The 21,802-nt window shown below is 60.1% G+C and carries 14 protein-coding genes; 11 read left to right on the forward strand and 3 right to left on the reverse strand.

Annotated elements, in window-relative coordinates:
• The first annotated feature begins 115 nt into the window (after positions 1–115).
• The 11 genes from VEH04_12200 to VEH04_12250 all read left to right on the forward strand — a co-directional run bounded on the left by VEH04_12200 (position 116) and on the right by VEH04_12250 (position 20,089).
• Positions 116–1,075 (forward strand): ATP-binding cassette domain-containing protein, encoded by a 960-nt coding sequence (locus VEH04_12200; GenBank protein ID HYG23538.1) that lies wholly within the window; start codon positions 116–118, stop codon positions 1,073–1,075.
• Positions 1,072–1,818, forward strand: coding sequence for an ABC transporter permease (locus tag VEH04_12205; GenBank protein HYG23539.1), 747 nt, complete (start codon positions 1,072–1,074; stop codon positions 1,816–1,818). Before VEH04_12200 ends, VEH04_12205 begins: the two co-directional genes overlap by 4 nt.
• 12 nt (positions 1,819–1,830) lie before the next feature.
• Complete coding sequence (locus tag VEH04_12210; protein ID HYG23540.1) at positions 1,831–3,735, forward strand: Gldg family protein; 1,905 nt, start codon at positions 1,831–1,833, stop codon at positions 3,733–3,735.
• Positions 3,732–4,973 (forward strand): DUF4340 domain-containing protein, encoded by a 1,242-nt coding sequence (locus tag VEH04_12215; GenBank protein HYG23541.1) that lies wholly within the window; start codon positions 3,732–3,734, stop codon positions 4,971–4,973. The genes VEH04_12210 and VEH04_12215 overlap by 4 nt, the downstream gene beginning before the upstream one ends.
• Before the next feature lie 219 nt (positions 4,974–5,192).
• Positions 5,193–7,790 (forward strand): ATP-dependent chaperone ClpB, encoded by a 2,598-nt coding sequence (gene clpB, locus VEH04_12220; GenBank protein HYG23542.1) that lies wholly within the window; start codon positions 5,193–5,195, stop codon positions 7,788–7,790.
• A gap of 2 nt (positions 7,791–7,792) precedes the next feature.
• Positions 7,793–9,142 carry an NAD(P)/FAD-dependent oxidoreductase gene (locus VEH04_12225; GenBank protein HYG23543.1) on the forward strand — a complete coding sequence of 450 codons (1,350 nt, stop codon included), beginning with the start codon at positions 7,793–7,795 and terminating at the stop codon, positions 9,140–9,142.
• A 132-nt stretch (positions 9,143–9,274) separates the two neighbouring features.
• A complete protein-coding gene (locus tag VEH04_12230) occupies positions 9,275–12,109 on the forward strand; it encodes a beta-L-arabinofuranosidase domain-containing protein (protein HYG23544.1) in 2,835 nt (944 codons plus the stop codon).
• A gap of 157 nt (positions 12,110–12,266) precedes the next feature.
• The gene (locus tag VEH04_12235; GenBank protein HYG23545.1) at positions 12,267–13,550 is read left to right on the forward strand and encodes a lactate racemase domain-containing protein; all 1,284 of its coding nucleotides are present in this window, start codon (positions 12,267–12,269) and stop codon (positions 13,548–13,550) included.
• Positions 13,551–13,699: 149 nt separating this feature from the next.
• Entirely contained in the window at positions 13,700–14,887 is a 1,188-nt protein-coding gene (locus tag VEH04_12240) for an efflux RND transporter periplasmic adaptor subunit (protein ID HYG23546.1), read from the forward strand.
• Entirely contained in the window at positions 14,884–17,958 is a 3,075-nt protein-coding gene (locus VEH04_12245) for an efflux RND transporter permease subunit (GenBank protein HYG23547.1), read from the forward strand. The genes VEH04_12240 and VEH04_12245 overlap by 4 nt, the downstream gene beginning before the upstream one ends.
• 460 nt (positions 17,959–18,418) lie before the next feature.
• The gene (locus VEH04_12250) at positions 18,419–20,089 is read left to right on the forward strand and encodes a putative transporter (protein ID HYG23548.1); all 1,671 of its coding nucleotides are present in this window, start codon (positions 18,419–18,421) and stop codon (positions 20,087–20,089) included.
• Between the two features lie 28 nt (positions 20,090–20,117).
• Here VEH04_12250 and VEH04_12255 read toward each other — a convergent pair whose 3' ends face one another.
• The 3 genes from VEH04_12255 to VEH04_12265 all read right to left on the reverse strand — a co-directional run.
• On the reverse strand, positions 20,118–20,825 hold the full coding sequence (locus VEH04_12255; GenBank protein HYG23549.1) for a hypothetical protein: 708 nt from the start codon (positions 20,823–20,825) through the stop codon (positions 20,118–20,120).
• Positions 20,826–20,842: 17 nt separating this feature from the next.
• Positions 20,843–21,460: a hypothetical protein gene (locus tag VEH04_12260; GenBank protein HYG23550.1), complete on the reverse strand. Its 618-nt coding sequence runs from the start codon at positions 21,458–21,460 to the stop codon at positions 20,843–20,845.
• A 127-nt stretch (positions 21,461–21,587) separates the two neighbouring features.
• Positions 21,588–21,802: ISKra4 family transposase (locus tag VEH04_12265; protein ID HYG23551.1), on the reverse strand; the 215-nt coding region annotated here is incomplete at its 5' end.

A 21,802-nucleotide genomic window follows, 5' to 3' on the forward strand; every position in this document is an offset into this window, starting at 1 on the left:
CGCGGCAGTGTAGAAAATGGCCCGGCCAAACACAATGTTGCCAAAAACCATTTACAAGCGCAGCGCGTCTGGATATTTGAAACGCTCGTTTCACTCTGGTTAAAAATCGATTGCTATGATCAAAGTCGACAATCTGGTCAAAGTCTTCGGCGCCAAGCGCGCCGTCGATGGGATCTCCTTTTCCGTCGAACGCGGCGAGGTCCTGGGTTTTCTCGGCCCCAATGGGGCTGGCAAGTCCACCACGATGCGCATGATCACCGGGTTTATTCCTCCGACCGAGGGCAAGGTGAGCGTGGGCGGGCATGACATGGTGGAGAATCCCATTCCCGCCAAACGCCTGATTGGCTACCTGCCTGAAAATGCCCCTGCGTATGCGGACATGACCGTGGGCGGGTTTCTGAATTTCGCGGCAGAGATTCGCGGGCTGCGCGGCGACGCCAAAAAGAAAGCGATTCATCGCGCGGCGGAACTCTGTTTTCTTGAAACCGTCCTGCATCAGAGCGTTGACACGCTGTCCAAAGGCTATCGCCACCGAACCTGTTTCGCGCAATCAATCATCCATGACCCTGACGTGCTCGTGCTGGACGAGCCGACCGACGGATTGGATCCCAACCAGAAGCACGAGGTGCGGCAGTTGATCCGCCGCATGGGCGAAAAGAAGGCGATCATTTTCTCCACCCACATTCTTGAGGAAGTGGATGCTGTGTGTTCGCGTGCGATCATCATCGACCGCGGACGCATCGTGGCGAACGGCACGCCGCTGCAGTTGCGGCAGAAATCGGAACTCGCCGGCGCGGTGACGCTGCGGGTCAGCGGCGTGAATGCGGCGGCGCTGAGTCAGCGGCTCAAACAGCTCGCGACCGTGAAGCGAACCGCAATTCTGCGGGAGGAGGCGACGAGTGTCACGGCGCGGGTCTTCCCGAACGGCAACATCAATGGCGCGCTGGCGCAGAGCATTGCCGACGCCGCGCAAGGCTGGCGCATTGAGGAACTGCACACCGAGGAGGGCCGGCTGGACGAAGTCTTCCGCAGTATCACCATGTCCGACACGGCGAAAGTGGAGGCATCGAAATGAACACCTGGGCAAACATTAAAACCATCGCAAAGCGCGAACTCGCGGCGTACTTCTCATCGCCGCTTGCGTACGTCTTTATCATCATCTTCCTGCTGCTCTGCGGATTCTTCACATTCCTCGTCGGAGGATTCTTCGAGCTCGGCCAGGCGTCACTCGATCGGCCGTTCTTCCTCTGGCATCCATGGTTTTACCTGTTCCTGGTGCCTGCTGTGGGAATGCGGTTGTGGGCGGAGGAACGGCGCGTGGGGACACTTGAATTGCTGCTCACGATGCCGATCACCCCGTGGCAGGCGATTGTCGGCAAATTCCTGGCATCGTGGATCTTTCTGGGACTGGCGCTTGCACTGACGTTCCCAATCGTCATAACGGTGAACTACCTGGGCGAACCCGACAATGGCGTTATCTTTGCGGGATACCTCGGAAGCTGGCTGATGGCGGGATCGTATCTCGCGGTGAGTTGCATCACGTCGGCAATGACGCGCAACCAGGTGGTGAGCTTTATTGTCGCGGTGGTTGCCTGCCTGTTCCTGATCCTCGCCGGGTTTCCGCCCGTGGTGCGGCTGATCTCGGGCGTGTTGTCGCCGTTGTGGGTGGACCTGATCACGTCGATCAGTGTGATCACGCATTTCGATGGATTCCAACGCGGCATTCTCGACACCCGAGACATTGTATTCTTTGTGTCCCTGATCGGTTTCTGTCTCTTCACAACGAGCGTAATCCTGCGCGGGCATCGCGCGGGTTGAACAAGGATTTTTATGCAGAAGAAAACTGTTGAAACGATTCTGTATTCGACGATTGGCGTGCTAGTCATGGCCGCCATTTTGGTGGCGGTCAATGTCATCACGGGTGCCGTGCGAGCCCGTGTGGATCTCACCAAGGAAAAGGCCTATACGCTTTCTGAAGGCACGCGCCAGATTCTCTCGAAGCTTGATACACCCGTGCGCATCCGCTTTTACTGCACTCAGACTGACGCCGCGACGCCTTACACCGTGATGTTGAACTCGCACGCGCGGAAGGTTGAAGACCTGCTCGCTGAGTATCGCCAGGTTTCAAAGGGCAAGTTGATCATCGAGAAGTTCAATCCAGAGCCGGATTCGGATGCTGAAGACTCCGCGCGGCTGGACGGATTGGAGGAACAGCCGTTGCCCGGCGGCGATCGCTTCTACCTTGGGCTGGCTGTCAGCCAATTGGACGCCAAGGAAGCGATTCCATTTCTGTCACCTGAGCGGGAGCGGCAGCTGGAGTATGACATTTCCCGCGCGATTACACGCGTCGTCACGCCGGAGAAACCTGTGGTGGGCGTGATGTCCGGCCTTCCCGTGTTTGGAGCACCTGCCAATCCCATGATGATGCAGATGGGCCAGCGCGGACAGGAACCGTGGGCAATTATCAGCGAACTCCAGAATGATTTCACAGTTCGCAATGTCGCCGTCGATGTGGAAATAATTGAAGACGATGTCGATGTGCTGTTCCTAATTCATCCGAAGGGAATTTCCGAGCAGGCGCAGTTTGCGATCGACCAGTTCGTGCTGCGCGGAGGGCGTTTGGTGGCCTTCCTGGATTCGCAATCGCTGGTGGACAGCCAGAATCAGAATCCGATGATGCGCCAGATGCCGGGCGCGGGATCGTCGCTGGAACGCCTTCTCGCGGGCTGGGGCCTGCAGTACGACACCGCGAAAGTCGTGGCGGATCGGACCTACAACATGGAGCTTGGCGAGGCGGGGGATCGCACCCAACGCCGCCCTGCGTGGCTGACCCTTGCGAGCGAGGCGATCAATCCTGAAGACCTGGCGACCGCGACGCTGGACAGTGTCTGGTATTTTTCCGGCGGTGCATTCACTGGCACGCCCGCGGCGGGGTTGAAGCAGAGCGTGCTGCTGAAGAGCAGCAAGGACGCGCAGTTGGTGGACGGGATGATGTCGAACTTCGGAGCGGAGGGAATCCTTCGCGACTTCAAGCCGGCTGGCGTGGAATACGCGCTGGCGGTTCGCCTGACAGGAAAATTCAAGACCGCGTTTCCGAACGGAAAGCCCTCCGACCAGGACGCGGGCAACTCCGACACAAATGCGGTTGCCACATCGGACACTGCCTTGAAGGAAGGGAAACGGGAGACCAGCGTGGTGTTGATTGGCGACGCGGACATGATAAACGACGGGTTTTCCATTCGTCGCATGAACACGCCGTTCGGCCAGATGGCGGCGCCGCTGAATGGGAACCTCAATTTCGCATTGAACCTCGTCGAGCAGCTTTCGGGCGACAGCAACCTCATCGCGGTTCGCAGCCGGACCGTGATGAATCGTCCGTTCACGCGCGTGAAGGCGATGCAAAAGGACGCGGAGGAGCGTTACATGGCGGAAATACGCAACCTGCAGGAAAGCCAGCAGCAGACTGTCGCGCGGCTGAATGAATTGCAGCAGCACAAGGATTCGTCGCAGCGTTTTCGGATGTCGCCGGAGCAGCAGGCTGAAATCGAGAACCTGCGCAAGAAAGAGGGCGAAATCGGGAAGAAGTTGCGGCAGGTGGAGAAAGACTTGAAACGCGAAGTCACTGCGCTGCAACGCCGCATTCAGTGGTATAACATCCTGACGATCCCCATCGCGGTTGGCCTCGTGGGAATTGCCCTTGCCGTTTTCAAACACAAACGCACTTCAGCAAAATGAATCGGAAACAACTTGGCATTCTGCTCGTCCTTGTCGTGGTGCTCGGCGGCGCCGGGCTGGTGATATTCAACAAGCAAAAGCAGGCGCGATCCGCTGGCAATTCAAGCCTCGGCAAGAAGCTGCTCGCGGACCTGCCCGTCGATAATGTTGCACAGGTGCGCATCCATCAGGGAACCAATGGCGTGACGCTTGTAATGAAAGACGGAACGTGGCGCGTCGATGAGCGCAATGATTATCCCGCCAATTTTTCGCAGCTGCGCGAATTTGTGATCAAGGCGTCGGAGCTTCAGGCAGTGCAATCGGAGGAAGTCGGTGCTTCGCAACTCGCGCGAATGCAGCTGGCGACAGGTTCGGGCACGAACGCCGCGACGGTGGTGGAATTCAAGTCGGCGGAGGGCAAGGCGCTGGGAACGTTGTTGCTCGGCAAGATGCACATGAGCGCGCGGCGGGGAGGGTCGCCAATGGGCGGCATGGATGGCGGAAGCTGGCCCGACGGGCGGTATGTGGCCGTGGGACCGAACCCGGATTCCGTGGCGCTTGTATCCGAGACATTCGATCAAATCGAGGCAAACCCTGCGCAATGGGTGAACAAGGACTTTCTGCGCATTGAGAAACCGCGGACCATTGAGGTGGTGTTCCCCGAAGCCACGAATTCCTGGAAGCTCGTCCGCGCGAGTGAGACAGGAGAATGGGAGCTTGCAAACGCGAAGCCTGAGGAGAAGCTGGACAGCTCGAAAAGTTCCGGCGTGACATATCCATTCAGCTCCGCCTCGTTCAACGATGTCCTTTCTGGCGAGCATGTCACAACGGCGGGCGGAGATCAGCCGACGCTGATCAATATTGAGACGTTCGATGGTTTCGCCTACGCGTTGAAGGTGGGGGGGCAGACGAACGATGCGTATCCCCTCACGGTGAACGTTACTGCCAATCTGCCAGCACAACGCAGCACGGCTGCCGACGAAAAGCCCGAAGACAAGGAACGTCTCGACAAGGAGTTCAAGGAACAGCAGGCGAGGCTTCAGGAGAAACTCAAGCAGGAGCAGGGTCTTGCGAATTGGACCTACCTGGTCTCCACGTGGAGTGTCGAGCCGCTCCTGAAGCCGCGCGGCGAGTTGCTGGAGATCAAAACCGAGGCAGCGGGCGATCCGGAAGGCGCAGGCGCCCTGCCTGGCGCGAATTCGGAGTCAGAGCTTCCCGGCGCGCCAGCCGTGGAGGCTTCGGGCGGCCACTCGCACTGACGCGTTGTCTTCGGCGCTACGGGCGCCGTTTCATAGAGCAGACCTCCGAGTCTGCTTCGGTGTCGAGGTTTCCAACCTGCTTGCGCGTTTACGGCCCGCCGGCTGGGACCCCGCGATACAGCCCGTCCTCCGTAGCGGGCTACTGCGGAGGGCGGACAGATTTGGAAACCTGCGCGACGCCCGCTTGACGTCCGCCGAACCCGACATATTGGTTTGTACATGCAACTGGAACGGCTTACGATTAAATCGCAGGAGGCGTTGCAGGAAGCGCAACGCGTCGCGCAGGGTTATTCGCATCAACAAATCGATGGCGAGCACTTGTTGCTCGCGATGATCAGCCAGACCGACAGCCTGATTCCCGAGTTGCTGGAAAAGGTCGGCGTCCCGGGCGGCAAGCTGAAGCCGGATCTTGAACGCGAGCTGGCGCGGCGCCACAAGGTTCAGGGCGCGGCCGAGGTGTTCATGAGTCCCGGGCTGCGAAAGGCCCTCGATGCGGCCGGCAACGAAGCATCGAAGCTCAAGGATGATTACATCAGCACCGAGCACCTGCTGCTCGGATTGCTTGATGACCCCGATACTTCCCTCAAGAAAATCCTCCAGACACACGGCCTCAAGCGCGATGCGATCCTGCGTGCCCTGGCCGATCTTCGTGGGAACCAGCGCGTGACCGATCAGAATCCAGAGGACAAGTTCCAGGCGCTGGACAAGTACGGTCGGGACCTGACCGCTCTTGCGCGGCAGGGAAAGATCGATCCAGTGATTGGTCGCGATGAGGAAATTCGGCGCGTGATGCAGGTGCTCACGCGCAGAACAAAGAATAATCCCGTGCTCATTGGCGAGCCGGGCGTCGGCAAGACTGCGATTGCCGAGGGGCTCGCGCGGCGCATCGTCAGCGGAGACGTTCCCGAATCGCTGAAGAACAAGAAGCTCGTCGCGATGGATCTTGGGGCGATGATTGCGGGCGCGAAGTATCGCGGTGAGTTTGAGGATCGGCTCAAGGCATTCCTCAAGGAGATTGTCGCAAGCGAAGGACGCATTCTTTTGTTCATCGATGAATTGCACACGCTGGTTGGGGCGGGCGCTGCGGAGGGCGCGACCGACGCGGCGAACATCATGAAGCCGCAGCTCGCGCGCGGCGAGTTGCGTGCGATTGGTGCGACCACGCTGGACGAGTATCGCAAGCACATTGAAAAGGACCCGGCTCTCGAACGGCGATTCCAGCCCGTCACGGTCAACGAACCCACAGTGGAGGCAACGATCGCAATCCTGCGCGGTTTGAAGGAGCGTTATGAAGTGCATCATGGGGTTCGCATCCAGGATGCAGCGCTCGTCTCGGCCGCGACGCTGTCTCATCGATATATCTCCGATCGCTTCCTGCCGGACAAAGCCATTGACCTCGTTGACGAGGCGGCTTCACGCCTGCGAATGGAACTCGATTCGATGCCCGTTGAGATTGATCAGCTTGAGCGGCAGATCATGCAGCTGGAGATCGAGCAGAACGCGTTGAAGCGCGAGAAGGATGAGGCGTCGCGCGAGCGGCTGGGTCGCATCGAGAGGGAGCTCGCGAACTTGAAGGAACAATCGACGAAGCTGAAGGCGCAGTGGCAGAACGAAAAAGCCGCCATCAACGCTGCGAGCATCATCAACGGCCAGATCGAGCAAGCGAAGCTCGACCTTGAGGAAGCCCAGCGGAAAGCGGACCTGAACCTCGCGGCGCAGATTCAATACGGGCGCCTTCCGGAATTGCAGCAGAAACTCACGGCGGCGGAGAAGGCTTTGAAGGAAAAGCCCAGCGAGAACCGGCTGCTTTCAGAGGAAGTCACGGACGAGGACATCGCCAAGGTGGTTGCGTCGTGGACGGGAATCCCCGTGACGCGCATGCTTGAGGGCGAACGCCAGAAGCTGGTTCGCATGGAGGAGCGATTGCAGCAGCGCGTGATTGGGCAAAAGGAAGCCATTGAAGCCGTTGCGAACGCGGTGCGCCGCTCGCGCAGCGGGTTGCAGGAGCCGAATCGTCCCATGGGCTCATTCATTTTCCTCGGACCCACGGGCGTGGGTAAGACTGAAACGGCACGTGCGCTGGCGGAGTTCCTGTTCGATGACGAGAACGCCATGGTGCGCATCGACATGAGCGAATACATGGAGAAGCACACCGTGGCGCGATTGATTGGCGCGCCGCCGGGGTACGTTGGCTACGAGGAAGGCGGGCAGTTGAGCGAGGCAGTTCGACGCAAGCCGTATTCGGTGGTGCTCTTTGACGAGATTGAGAAAGCGCATCACGACGTTTTCAACGTGCTGCTGCAGGTGCTCGATGACGGGCGATTGACGGATGGGCAAGGGCGGACAGTGGATTTCAAAAACTCGATCATCGTCATGACCAGCAATATTGGATCGCCCGTGATCCAGGAATATTACAGCTCGGGCGCGCTGAGCGCCGCGGGCCATGCTGAGATGGAGAACCTCGTTCGCACCGAATTGAAAGCGCATTTTCGCCCGGAGTTTTTGAATCGGGTGGACGACATCATCATCTTCCACAGCCTGGACGAATCGCAGATTGCGAGCATCGTGGACATTCAGCTTCAGCGGCTGGCGAAACGATTGACAGCGCAACAGTTGAGCCTGGAGGTGGATGCATCCGCAAAGCGGCTGATTGCCAGGGAAGGCTTCGATCCGCAGTTCGGAGCGCGGCCTTTGAAACGGGCGATACAGAATCGGCTGCTCGACCCGCTCGCGACGAAGCTGCTCGTGGGCGATTTCAAGCCCGGTGACCGCATCCAGGTGACAGCGCCTGACGGTGAATTGGTGTTTAGCAAGTGATCGTGTCAGGCGCGAACGGTTCTTCGTTTGCCCGGGACGCGGGTTGGGGCGAGAGTGCAGGCATGGACGATGTCATCGTGATCGGGGCCGGAGCGGCTGGTTTGATGGCGGCGAAGGATCTGACGGCGAAAGGATTTTCGACCACGATCGTTGAGGCTCGGGATCGCGTCGGCGGCCGCATCTGGTCTCTTGAGCCATCGTCGGCCGGATTCCCGATCGATGCCGGAGCGGAGTTCATTCACGGTCGCCGCAACGACGTTTGGGAAATGGCCCGCACGGCAGCGCTGTCGACGCACGAGGTGCCTGACAGGCACTGGCGATTCGCACGGAACCGGCTCATTGAAACGCGCTCCTTTTGGGATGATCTCGCAACGGTCCTCGATCGGATCAACCCCTCGCTGGATCCTGAGCAGGATTTTCATTCGTGGCTGAAGCATCAGCGGGGCATTGACAAGAGCTCACGCGAGCGTGCATGGCATTTTGCGGAAGGTTTTCACGCGGCGCCCGCGGATAGAATCAGCCTCTACTCGGTTGCGACAAGTCATCGGGCATCGAAGGAAACCGAGGGCGACGCCGCGTTCCGGATCAATGCCGGCTATGGGGCGCTCGCGGGCTGGTTGCTGGCGCAGGTGCTCGCGCGCGGCGGGCGTTTGCTGCTGGGAACGCGCGTTAAGTCGATTCACTGGCGGCCTGAGTTCGTGGAGATCCACGCGGAAACCTCTGCGGGAATGCGGCAATTACGGGCGCGAGCCGCCGTCGTGACACTTCCGCTCGGCGTGCTGAAATCCGGCGCGGTGCGCTTCGAGCCAGCGCTCGGACCCAAGGCGGATGCCATCGAGAGATTGCAAGCCGGGTCAGTCGTGAAGATTTCGTTGCTGTTCCGCAACCGTTTCTGGCCCGTCGACAACTTCGGATTCATCCATTCGGACGAGGAGTGGCTGCCGACCTGGTGGGCGGATGAACGGGGACTTGCACTCGTGGGCTGGGCCGGCGGGCCGCGCGCGGCACTGCTCGCGCAGGAGGGCGAACGTGCTGTTTTGAACGAAGCGATCCAGGCAATTACGAGGATTTTCTCGGTATCGGAACAGAGCGTTCGCGAGGAATTGATCCAGAGCTTTTGGCACGATTGGGATCACGATCCCTTCACGCTGGGCGCCTACAGCTACATTCCGGCTGGATGTGGCGCGATGCCGCAGTTGCTGGGGGAACCCATTGCGCAGACGCTCTTCTTTGCGGGGGAGGCGACCGATGCGAACGGGCATCAGGGGACAGTGCACGCAGCGCTGGCGAGCGGACGCCGGGCGGCGGCGGAGATCGCCGCACGCGAGCTTCGGAGGTTTGCCGTGCGCTAGAAGCAAAGCGTGGAATGCATCCAGCCTGAACTTCGCTGGTGAAGATGAAATCGAATAGCTGCGGGTGGATTTCGAGCATGGGCGAACACCGGGCTTGCCTGAATCCTCTGCACGCACCCAGAATTCAACGTTATGCTCGATTACCTGCCTGCCTTTGCCGAAGCGTTTTCAAACCGTGGGCTTCATCTGTTTCGAACCGTCGCGTTCCCCGCGTGCCTCCTTGCCGCCGCAATTGCTTCATCACCCGCGCAGCAACCGACGAACAGTTCGATCAACATGGCGGTCGTTGCAAAAGCGTCTGCGTCGTTCAATTCCGGAGACACTTCACCCAACGCCTTGAACGACGGTTTCAACCCGCGCAGTTCGCGCGACGCCCGGCGCGGAACCTATGGGAACTGGCCGCGCACAGGGACTGAATGGGTGCAGTATGAATGGAGCCGCCCGATCAGCACGCGGCAGGTGGAAGTCTATTGGTGGGCAGATGGCCAGGGTGTCGGGGTGCCCAAATCGTGCCGCTTGCTTTACTGGAACGGAACCGAATTTGTTCCAGTGAACCATGCGTCGGGCCTCGGCGTGGCGGCAAACCAGTTCAACACCACGTCGTTCGATGAAGTCACCACGCCGAAGTTGCGGCTGGAAATGGAATCCGACGGACGCCTGTCCACCGGCGTTTTGGAATGGCGCGTTCATGATTCCGGCAAGTCGCCCGAGTTCCCGCCGTCAGTTGCTGCAGGAGTCGATCGCATCGCTGTGATGGGAGGCAAGACTTACCTGTCCGGCCACGTGAAGACACTGAAGCCGTCCGCTGCTGCGGGCGACGTTGTCTGGAGCGTTGAATCGGGCCCCGGGCGCGTGAGGTTTGAAAACTCGAAAGCCGCAGATACCACCGCGACATTTTCGAAGGTTGGCGATTACGTGCTGAAGCTGACGGCGGGGTCGGGCGAACTCCAGGACGAATCCACGCTGCGGGTGCGTGTCACGCCAGCCCCGCCGAGGGAGCGTCTCGATGTTGTTTACACCACGCGCTACAGCATCGACAGCCCGCTTTGGAATTCCCGCGCCAAGGCGCTGATCGTGAACTGGATTCCGCATTGCATCGACATGAACAACCGCACAAACCTGACGCAGGGGCAGGGCGGCATTGATAATTTTGTTGAGGCGGCGAAGAAACTGCGCGGCGAGCCGGCGGCGCGCCACAAGGGTTATGTTTTCGCCAACGCATGGGTGCATCAAACGGTGGAGGCCATGTGCATCGCGCTGATGGTCGATCCCAAGGGCGACCCGGAAATCATCGCGGCGCAGGACAAGATGAAGGCCACGCTCGAGGATTGGATTCCCAAGATTCTTGCGGCGCAGGAACCTGATGGATACCTGCAGACAGCCTACACGCTGGCGGATCGCAGCCGCTGGCCCGAACGCTGGGGGCCGCGCAACCGTGCTGACCACGAGGGTTACGTTGCGGGATATTTCATTGAATCGGCCATCAATCATTACACCCTCACGGGCGGCAAGGACCGCCGCCTTTACGACGCGGCCAAAAAGCTTTCGGATTGCTGGGTTGCCAATATTGGCCCTGGCAAAAAGCAATGGTGGGATGGGCATCAGGAAATGGAGCAGGCGCTGGTGCGATTTGGCCGTTTCGTGAATGACGTGGAAGGCCAGGGCCGCGGCGACAGTTACACCCGGCTCGCCAAGTTCCTGCTCGACTGCCGCGGTGATGGCAGCGAGTACGACCAGAGCCACCTTCCTGTCCAACAACAATACGAAGCAGTCGGCCACGCCGTGCGCGCGGTCTACAGTTACTCGGGCATGGCCGACGTCGCTGCCGAAACTGGGGATCGCGATTACGAAAGCGCAGTGATGTCGCTCTGGGACAACATGGTGAATCGCAAATACTATGTGACGGGCGGCATTGGCAGCGGCGAAACCTCGGAGGGCTTCGGCCCGGATTATTCGCTGCGCAACAATGCCTACTGTGAGTCGTGCTCGAGCTGCGGTCTCATTTTCTTTCAATACAAGCTGAACCTCGCCTATCACGACGCGAAGTACGCCGACCTTTATGAGGAGACGATGTATAACGCGCTGCTCGGCGCCACGGACCTGAACGGCACCGTGTTTAATTACACCAATCCATTGATCGATGGACGCCGCACGGCCTGGCATGCGTGTCCCTGTTGCGTCGGGAACATTCCGCGCACGTTGCTCATGATCCCGACCTGGACTTACGTGAAGGGCCGCGACGGAATCTACGTGAACATGTTTGTTGGGAGCACGATCAACGTCGATCGCATTGCGGGCACCGATGTGCAGATGGTCCAGAAAACTGATTATCCGTGGGACGGCAAGGTTTCGATCACCGTTAATCCCAAGCAGTCGAAGCGCTTCGCGATTCGCGTTCGCGTGCCGGATCGCCAGACGAGTGCGTTGTACGAGCATACTCCCGAGGTTCGCGGATTGACGTCGCTTTCGGTGAATGGCAAGGCGATGAAACCCAAGGTTGAAAAGGGCTATGCGATTATTGAACGACGCTGGTCGGCCGGGGACCGCATCGATTTCGAGGTTCCGCTCCTGCCCCAGCGGATCAAGGCCGACGAGCGGATCGTCGGTAATCGCGGCCGGGTCGCTCTTCGATTTGGTCCGCTGGTTTACAACGTGGAACGCGCTGATCAGGCCAATCTCGACCAGCCCCTCGGCAAGGCTCCGATCAAAGCAGAATGGATGGGTGATCTCCTGGGCGGCGTGACGGTATTGAAAGGCCAGTGGGCAAACGGATCGTCAATGATCGCGATACCGAACTATGCGCGGATGAATCGGGTTGGCCAGGTCGCGGGCGAGGAGACTGAAGTGGTTAATTACGCGCCGGGCGCATCGGCGACGGGCGCCACGACCAATGCCCCATCGGCGCAGCCGCAACGCCGGGGTCCCGGCGGCGGCCCGAACTCGATCGTTTGGATGCGCGACGAGTAGGCACCGAAGGGCGGATTAAGCTGCGTGGCGCCAGGTCTCTCCGACGAGCCGGGACTGTATCGCAGGCTTCCAATCCGGCCGAATGTGCCAGGTGCGGGCGCATTGGAAACCTGTGGTTCAAGGTGGATTTTCCGCGCGGCTGGCCTACCATCCGGCCGTGACTCAATCTCTATCGATTTCAGGACAGACTTCACCCGTCTCCGCTGCACAGGTCGAGACTTTGGTGGCGCAGGCATTGCCGGAGGCGGCCTATCACGGACGGCGCATTCTGATGGTTGTTCCCGACCACACCCGCACGGCACCCGTCGGCCTGCTGTTCAAATCCATTCATCAGCAGATTGGCGGTGTGGCCGCCGAATTGGATGTCATCGTTGCGCTCGGCACTCATCCCGCAATGAGCGAGGAAGCAATCTGCGCGCGGCTTGAGATCACACTCGACGAACGCCGCTCGCGCTACGCAAAGGTGCGCTTCTTCAATCATGAATGGGACAACCCGCAGGCGCTTCGCGAGATCGGATCGCTGACCTCGGCTGAGGTGAGCGAGTTGACGGGCGGATTGTTCTCGATGGATGTTCCCGTTGAAATCAACCGTCTCGTGTTCAATTACGATGAGGTGATGATCGTCGGTCCTGTTTTCCCGCACGAGGTCGTGGGCTTCTCGGGCGGCAACAAATATCTTTTCCCCGGCATCGGCGGTCCGAAAATTCTCAACTTCTTTCACTGGCTGGGCGCCGTTGTCACGAACCCGATGATCATCGGAAACAAATGGACGCCTGTTCGCAAGGTGGTCGATCGCGCAGGCGCTTTGGTGAAGATTGAAAAGCGATGCTTTGCCATGGTGGTCGCGCCCGACAAGTCGCTCGTGGGTCTCGCGTTCGGAACACCTGAAAGCGCATGGGATACTGCCAGCGAGCTCTCGCGGCAGACGCATATCGTCTACAAGGACAAGCCGTTCAAGACGGTGCTGTCGAACATGCCGCCGATGTATGACGACCTCTGGGTGGCTGGCAAGGGGATGTACAAGCTTGAACCTGTCGTTGCTGATGGCGGCGAGCTGATCATTTACGCACCGCACGTTCACGAGATTTCCGTGACGCATGGGCGTGTGATCGAGCAGATTGGCTATCACTGCCGCGACTACTTCCTGAAGCAATGGGACCTCTTCAAAAACTTTCCGTGGGGCATCGTTGCGCACTCAACCCACGTGCGCGGGATCGGAACCTTTGAAGACGGCGTGGAGCGCTGTCGCATCCAGGTCACGCTCGCGACCAGCATTCCTGAGTCGACCTGCCGCAAGATCAACCTTGGCTACCGTGATCCCAAGACGATTCGCCCTGAGGACTTCGCGAACCGTGAAGCGGAGGGAATCCTTTACGTGCCGAAGGCGGGTGAGATGCTGTATCACCTCCGCAACCAACCGAAGTGGGCTGGCGGTAATTGATCGCATCCACCGTGCCGCGGTGGAAATCGATTGCGGCGGTCCCTGTTTCTCCTGCGCGCGCGCCGCACTTGGTGATACGTTGTCCTGCAAAACCCCGCGCTGTCGTTACCTTGATTCGCTGAACGGCGTCAGCCTTGGGACATTGTCTGATGAAAAAAGCCGCTGTAGTGCTGATTCTTGTTTGCTGCGCCATCGCGTTTGGGTGGGTTCTCGTCGACCGCATCCGCAACGCCAAGGCGCCGGTGGCGCAATCCGAGCAGGGCCCCGCGCCCGTGGAGGTCGCTCCGATTGAACGCGGAGCGATCGAATGGCGTCGCGCATTCAGTGGAACGCTTGAATCCTCCGGCGAATTCGTTGTTGCACCCAAGATCTCAGGGCGGATCGAACGCCTGGCTGTCGACCTCGCCGATCCCGTGTCGCGAGGACAGGTGGTGGCGGAGCTCGACGATGACGAATATGTGCAGGAGGTGGCGCAGGCGGAGGCGGAACTCGCGGTGACGCGGGCCAATCTGAAGGAAGCCGTCAGCATGCATGAACTCGCGCAGCGGGAAATCGCGCGCGTGCAAACGCTGACGCAGCAGGGAATCGGATCGGAATCGCAACTGGACATTGCGCTCGCCGACCAGCTGGCGCGGGACGCTGCGGTCCAGGTGGCGCAGGCTCATGTTCTCCGTGCCGAGGCCGCTGTCAGCACGGCGCGCATCCGGCTCGGTTACGCGAAGGTGGCGGCGATCTGGACCGGCGGAAGCGATGAACGTGTCGTGGCCCACCGGCATGTGGAGGAGGGCGACACGGTGGCCGCCAATGCGCCCCTGTTGACCATCGTGGAACTCGATCCCATCAAGGCCGTCATTCACCTGACAGGACGCGACTACGGGCACATGCGAGCGGGGCAGACGGTGGCGCTTTCGTCGGATTCGTATGCAGGAAAAACATTCGCCGGGCGGGTAACGCGCGTTGCTCCCGTGTTTGAAGAGGCTTCGCGACAGGCGCGCGCCGAATTGACCGTTGCGAATCCTGACCTGCAGTTGAAGCCTGGAATGTTCGTGCGGGCTGAAACCATCCTGCAGCGCGTGGAGAACGCCACGATTGTTCCGTTGTCGGCATTGACGACGCGCGATGGGAAAACTGGGGTCTTCGTCGTAAGCGATGCAGGTGACCGCGTCGCATGGCGGCCGGTGGAAGTCGGGATCCGCGAGAACGAGCGTGTGCAGGTGATTGGCGACGGCCTCGCCGGGCGCGTCGTTACCCTTGGGCAACAGCTGCTGGATGACGGTTCGGCGATCACGATTCCCCAGCGCCAATCCAGCCAGGCGCCCACGGCAGAGAACGGATGAGGCTTCCTCAATTCAGCGTTCACAAACCGATCTTTGTCACAATGGTCTGCCTGATCGTGGTGATCCTCGGGGCGGTGTCGCTAAGCCGCGTGCGCATTGACCTCCTGCCCGACATCGAACTGCCCACGATTTCCATCCGCACCGAATACGAGGGCGCCAGTCCCGAGGTCATGGAACGGCTCGTCACGTCGGTCATCGAGGAGATTGTTGCGACGGTTCCGGGCGTGGAGGAGATGACATCGATCTCATCGCACGGAAGCAGCAGCGTGCGGGTGACGTTTGGGTGGGGAACGGACATTGACGCCGCGGCGCTGGATGTCCAGGCGACGCTTGAAGACGAGTTGAACGAGCTGCCTGAGGACATCGTCCGCCCGCGCGTGAGCAAGTTTGATGTCGCGAGTTTTCCGGTCGTGATTCTTGGGGTGGCGAGCACGCTCGATCCTGTTGAGTTGACCGAGTTGATTGATCGCCAGGTGCGCTATCGATTTGCGCGGCTGGCGGGTGTCGCCCAGGTGGATTTGTTCGGCGGTTATAATCGAGAAGTGCGGATCGAGCTGGATCCCGGCCGCATCAAGGCGCTCGGACTTCCACTGGATTCATTGCTCGAATCCATTCGCGACGCGAACCTCGATGTGCCAGCCGGAATGATAGAGCAGGGGAAGTATGAAGTGACCCTGCGCGCGCCTGCCGAGTTTCAGGACATCGACGAGATGCGGGCGACTGTAGTTGCGATGCGCGAGGGTGCGGCGGTGACGCTGGGACAGATCGCTGACGTGCGGGACACGTACGAGAAGCTGACGCGCATTGTGCGGGTGAACGGACGGCTTGGGCTGAGGCTCGGGATTCGCAAACAGGCAAACGCGAATACGGTCGAAGTCGCAAACGCCGTCCTCCGCGAGATCGAGGAGGTAAACCGTGATTTCCCCCAGTTGCAGGTTGTGGCCGTCGTGAACCAGGGCAACTTCATCGAACGCTCCATTGAAAACGTGGCCAACTCGGTCATGTACGGCGGCGTCCTGGCCGTGCTGGTGCTGATGTTTTTTCTCCGAAGCTTTCGCAGCACGGTGATCATCGCGCTCGCGATTCCCATTTCTATCATCGCGACCTTTGCGTTGATTTACTTTGGCGGGTTTACGCTCAACCTCATGACGCTGGGCGGCCTCGCTCTCGGGGTGGGGATGATGGTGGATTGCTCGATCGTGGTGCTGGAGAACATTTACCGGCGCAGGAAGGAAGAGAACGAAACGCCCGAGGCAGCGGCCGTGAATGGCACGAATGAGGTGGGGCCGGCGATCGTTGCCAGCACGCTGACAACGCTGGTGATTTTCCTCGCATTGATCTTCGTCCGCGGAGTTTCCGGAATCCTCTTCAAGGAGCTCGCCTATGTGATCGTGTTCTCGCTTGTTTGCTCGCTGTTCGTCGCGCTCACCATCGTTCCCATGCTCGCGTCCAAGCTCCTGCGCGCGGAGCCATCGAAGGCAGCGCCCGAGACGTGGGTGACACGCTGGAATCGACGGGCCGAAGCTGCATTCAACAGATTGGACACGTCGTATCGCGACTTGTTGCAGCGTGTGCTGATGCGGCGTTGGACGACAGTTATTGCGACGGTCGTCGTGTTCGGGTTCAGCCTGTTGCTGATTCCATTGATCGGGACCGAATTTCTGCCGCCGAGCGATGAAGGGGAGGTCCGCATCACTGGCGAAATGGAGATTGGCACGCGACTGGGAATTGTCGACCAGCAGACGCGCCGAATGGAGGAAGTGGTTTACGCGGCTGTTCCTGAGGCGGTCTCGGCGGTGGCGAGCGTTGGTGCGACTGGCTGGCGGCCGGACAGTGCGAGCCAGGGTGAAATTCAAATGTCATTGACCGGCGCGACCAAGAGGGAACGGTCGAACACGGAAATTGCCGAAGACCTGCGGCGGCGGCTCACGGGGCAAATCCCTGGCATGATTATTCGGACGCGCGCGCCCCAGGGACAGTTCATCCTGGAACGCATTCTGGGCGGTGAACAGTCGTTGATCGTGGAAGTTCGCGGCTTTGAGTTGGACACCCTCGAGTTGCTCGCGGATCAGGTGCGCGAACGTATTGCGGATGTTCCGGGCATTACTGATGTAGAAACGAGCCGCAAGGCTGGTGTTCCGCAGGAAGCACTCACGGTCGATCGCGAAAAGGCGGCGGATTTGGGAATCACGGTGCGCCGTGTTGTCGAGGCAATTGAAACCGCGGTGGCAGGCAGCCGCGCGGGGGAATTCCGTTCGGAGGGCAATTCGTATCGCATCCTGGTGAAGCTCAAGGACGCGGAGCGTGTTCCGCTGGACGAGATTCTGGATCTCACGCTGACGTCGGCAAATGGGCAGCAGGTTGCACTGCGCAACGTGGTTACCACCGAATCGGGGCGCGGCCCGATCCTGATTGATCGCAAGGATCAGCAACGCATTGTCACCGTGGAGGCGAACGTGGCGGGGCGCGATCTTGGTTCCGTTGCGGAGGAAGTCGAACAGCGGCTGCAAAGTATTGTCCGGCCCGTCGGCTATGAAGTTGGAGTGGCGGGAACCTACGAGGAGCAGCAGGAATCGTTTCGCGAGCTGATGGTCAGTCTAGTCCTTGCCCTCGTCCTGGTTTACATGGTGATGGCTTGCCAGTATGAAGCGTTGCGGGATCCGCTGATCGTAATGGCCTCCGTTCCGCTCGCGGCGATCGGTGTGTTGTTGATTCTCTTTCTTACGGGCACAACCCTCAATGTTCAGTCCTACATTGGCTGCATCATGCTGGGCGGAATCGTGGTGAACAATGCGATCCTCCTCGTGGATCAGTCGGGACATTTGCGCAAAAGCCCTGGATGGACGACGCGGGCTGCGGTTGCGGAAGCTGGCCGCCGGCGCCTGCGGCCCATTTTGATGACGACACTTACCACGATGCTCGGCCTGCTGCCGCTCGCGTTCGGAATCGGGGAGGGTGCAGATGCGCAGGCACCGCTCGCGCGGGTGGTGATCGGCGGACTTGCGGCGTCAACGATCATCACGCTGGTTTTGATTCCGGCGATCTATTCGCTCGTGTATCGGGACCGATAGCCCTGTGGTGGCGGGCATCCTTGCCTGCCGTGGAGGCGGGCTTCCAGCCCGGTGGAAGGAACCTCAAACCAAAGCTGAGCGCACGGAAAGGATCTGAGTGTCTCGCGCGCTTAACGGTTTTTCCAGGCGGCAAGGATGCACGCCCTCTATGTCAGGCAGGATGCCTGACGCCACCGCCGTTCGGCTTTTCGCTGCGGGCGGCGGGGAGGCGCGGAAAAAATTGGCTGGAGTTTCGCGGGCGCAACTGACAAAGGGCTGGGGTGATTCACATGAGAAGGCAGATTGGCAGCGCCATGCGTTTCCTCGGCGGGCGAGCGAACGGCCGATTTTGGCTGCGCGGCAAGCGAAAACATTTGCACGCGATCGCTCCTCGAACAGGGATGCCCGCCGCAATCCATGATCAAACCCCGGCAATTTTCACGAAGTAGCGGAGTTTCCGTTTCTATATCACCTTTCGCCCATGATCTGGCTGAAACAGATGGCAGAGCACCAACCCATCGCCTGGGCGGTGCTGGTTCTGATGCTTGTGGCGGTGCTTGGACTGGCATTGTCCAGTTTTAAGGTAAAGGGTGTTGGCCTTGGAATAGCAGGCGTGCTCTTTGCGGGAATTGTCCTTGGCCACTTCGGCTTTCACATTGAGGAAAAGATCCTGGAGTTTGTGCGTGAATTCGGCCTCATCCTTTTCGTCTTCACGATCGGGCTGCAGCTCGGGCCGGGCTTCTTCGCGTCGCTGCGCAAATCGGGTTTGAAGCTGAACGTGCTCGCCGCCGCCGTCGTGGTGATGGGTGCGCTCATCGCAGTCGGAGTCGCATACTTGAGCGGCGTGGATATTGTCGCGGCGCTGGGACTCTTCTCGGGCGCGACGACCAACACGCCTTCGCTGGGCGCGACACAGACCATGTTGCGGACGTTCCAGGAACCGTATGCCAGCCAGGCAGGCATTCCCGCGCTGGCGTACGCTGTGGCCTACCCGGGCGGCATCGTCGGCATCATCACTGTGCTGCTTCTGTTGCGCGGATTCTTTCGGGTCAATCCGGAGAAGGAGGCCGAAATGTTTCGCGCGGAGGAGAAGAGCGGCGTGGAGCCCTTGGAACGCATGAACCTCGTGGTCGAAAACGCGAACGTCGAGAACCTGCCGCTCGGCAGCGTGCCGGCGCGCGACGAAGTGGTGGTGTCGCGAATCAAGCGTTCGGGACATCCTGAGGTGGAGACCGCAACGGACCAGACGGTTTTGCACAAGGGCGATATCCTGCTTGCTGTGGGGACGCGCAAGGCGCTCGATCAGTTCCGCGTTGTCATTGGCCGCGAAAGCGAGATCAACCTCTTCAAACTTCCGAGCCGCGTAGAATGGCGCCGTGTCATTGTCACGCGCAAGGAGGTGCTGGGCAAGACGCTCGCACAGCTCAACCTGGTCTACACCTACAACGTGGCCATCACGCGCGTTCAGCGCGCGGACATCGAAATGACCGCCGTCCCCGAATTGAAGCTGCAGTTTGGCGACACCGTGCAGGTGGTGGGCGACGAGCAGGCGATGGCGAAGGTGAGCGATGTGCTTGGCAATTCGGTCCGCTCCCTCAATGAAACCCACTTCATCCCGATCTTCATTGGCATCGCTCTGGGCGTGCTGGTCGGCACGATGCCGATCGCAATTCCGAACATGCCCGTGCCCGTGCGGCTCGGCATTGCGGGCGGACCCTTGATCCTGGCGATTCTGCTGAGCCGCCTGGGCCGCATTGGGCCGCTGTTATGGTACATGCCGGCGAATGCAAACCTGGCGTTCCGCGAGTTGGGAATCGTCCTCTTCCTGGCATGCGTCGGATTGAAGGCAGGCGAGAAGTTTTTTGGAACAGTGTTCACGGCGCAGGGATTGCATTGGCTGATCGGCGGCTTCGCAATCACGGTGATCCCGATCCTGATCGTGGGATTGTTTGCGCGTCTTGTGTTCAAACTGAACTTCACGGTGATCAGCGGCTTGCTTGCTGGAAGCATGACCGACCCGCCCGCCCTGGCGTTTGCAAATGCCGTCAGCCGCTCGGATGCCCCGTCCGTCGCTTACGCCACCGTGTATCCATTGACGATGCTGTTGCGCATCGTTGCGGTGCAGGTGCTGGTGCTGATCTTCTGCAGGTGAGGGTCCGGCGCTCCGTGTGCCATTACCGTCACAACGCGCTTAACCGGGCATTCGCGTTCGCGATCACACGCAGCGTGGAACGATCAGAATTGAAAACCGAGTTGAGCCCCTGCGGTTCGCAAAACGGGTCACCCATGAGCGTTTCCGCGCTGTAGGATCCACCCGCCGCGGTTCGGCCTTCACCGCCCCACGCCCAGAAATTCGCTCCCTGGAGAGAGCCGTATTCGCGAGCGGAAACCGCAACCTGGTCGAACATGCGACGGAAATATTCATCGCGCGCCGTTGTGGGTGCGGCGGGTTCGTAACGTTCGTGATCGCGCGGAAGCCCGAATTCCTCAAGGACGAGCGGCTTGCGGAGCGTGTTGGTTGCGATACGCGTGTGCATCGCCACATGATCGCGCGCACGCTCAGCGGCGCGCTCGAAGGCTTCGCCGAGTTGAGGCGTCTCAAGCCAGCCCCAATTCTTCAGCCACATGTGGACGGTGACATAATCCACAGCGGGCGATTCGTGAATGCGCACAAAGGCGTCTTCACGTTGGAGCGAACCCCACACTCCTTCGGAACCGGTGCAGACGAGTTGCTCGGGCGCGAGTTCGTGAATGAAGCGCGACGTGCGATCCACCCACGCGGCAAAGAGGGAGACCTGGCCGGCGGCGTCATCCGTGCCGGGACGCGGCTCATTGGCGAGTTCCCACGTCATGATCGTGGGATCTTCGCGATAGACCCGGCCGTTCACAGAATTTTTGCGATGTATCAACCGCGAAGTGTAGCCGCGGTATAACTCATCCGCTCCTGGTGTTGAGTAGAGCTGCGCCGACATCCGCATGAACGCGCTCCAATCTCCCGCAGCGACGCGGGGTTTGTCGGATCGGGAATTGCCGCGCCCGTCGCCCAGTTGACGTATTGGGCGAAGCCGCCGGACCATTGCCAGAAATTGGAGAGGAACAGGATTGCCTTCATGTCGCGGCGTGCCATTTCGTCGAGGCAAAAGTCCAGCCCGCGAAGCAGTTCCTCGTCGTAATCTCCCGGATTTCGTGTGATGCCGCGGGCGATTGCACCCGCGAGCTGCGACGTCTCCGAGCCCGCGAGCAAACGGATGTTGGTGACGCCAATCTGTTGCAGTTGGTCGAGTTCGCGCACCAGCCGCGTTCGTCCGCCCCGCAGCGCTGCGTCTCCGAGGTAGCAGCCAAACCACATGTTGGCCCCTACAAAGCGATACGGCTTTCCCCGAAGCACAAACTGGCCGTTCTTCACCCGCACGAAGTCGCCTGTCCGCGTGCGTGCGCCGAGGCCGTGGCATCCTGCGAGCAGCGGCAGGCTGAGCGCGGTGGAGGTGAGAAACCGACGACGCGAGTAGGGTTGGGATGGCATAAGGCGGTTGCGCGATTGGATGATGCGCGGAGCAGTGTATCGGGTGCGCGGCTCGAGCCCCTGTCGCGAGTTTTATCGACGTGTGCGCAACGGCATTCGGGGGGGTGCATTCTGACACTGCCCCAGATCACGGGTTCAGCAACTCATCCCAATGATCATTGTAGCGGGCTTCCATGAGGGAGCCGAGATGGCGCATGCCTGAAGGGGTCCAACTTTGTCCGGGACGTTTGAATCGGCACTGTCTCTTGCGACACGCGGATTCAACTGGGCCGGAACCGATGGGCCAGCCGCGCCGGTTGATCCTGTGGTAATTCATTCGTCGCGCATGTCCGGCAAAGTATT

The organism is Verrucomicrobiia bacterium (assembly GCA_035629175.1).
Taxonomy (GTDB): Bacteria; Verrucomicrobiota; Verrucomicrobiia; order Limisphaerales; family DASXHY01; genus DASXHY01.